Origin of the sequence: Aeromonas sp. MaB10011B (assembly GCF_017939325.1) — a bacterium.
Classification (GTDB): Bacteria; Pseudomonadota; Gammaproteobacteria; order Enterobacterales; family Aeromonadaceae; genus Aeromonas; species Aeromonas caviae.
Map to the genome: position 1 here is coordinate 1 of NZ_JAGKRK010000077.1, position 644 is coordinate 644.

1 pseudogene is annotated in these 644 nt (G+C 57.6%); it reads left to right on the plus strand.

What is annotated here, in order from left to right:
- Positions 1-108 precede the first annotated feature (108 nt).
- Positions 109-644, plus strand: a pseudogene (locus tag J9893_RS22095) (IS481-like element ISAs19 family transposase); the annotation flags it as partial.

Consider the following 644-nt stretch of genomic DNA (forward strand, 5'->3'; position numbering starts at 1 on the left):
TGTATGGAGATGGTATTCACCTGACAGTTGCCCACAAAAGGGAGTGGTCATACGGCTTCAAACCGGATAACAAAACGGTACCCCTACCGTGTTATCCGGAGTCACCGTATGACCACCAACGAGAAAGTAGCACGTCGTAAACTCAGCCTGCTAGAGCTCGCCAAAGAGCTTAATAACGTCAGCAAAGCCTGCAAGCTCATCGGCTACAGCCGCCAGCAGTTCTACGAGATTCGCCGTAACTACCAGACCTATGGGGCTGAGGGCTTGCTCGACAAACTCCCCGGCTGTAAAGGGGCGCATCCCAACCGGGTCGCTCCCGAGATTGAGCAGGCCATCCTCGATTACTCCCTCACCAGACCAACCCATGGCCCGCTGCGGGCCGCGCAAGAACTGGCTCTGCAAGGCATCAACGTCAGTGCGGGCGGTGTGCGTGGCGTGTGGCAACGTCACGACTTGCTCTCCAAGCATGACCGCTTGTTGCGCCTCGAGAAAACCCACAGGGAACAGACGATTGAGCTCAATGACGAGCAGATCCGCCTGCTCGAGCGCTTCAGCCCCGAGTTTCGCGAACGCCAAATTGAGGTTCACTACACCGGGGAACTGGTGGCGGTCGACACCTTCTTCGTCGGCGCACTCAAGGGGGT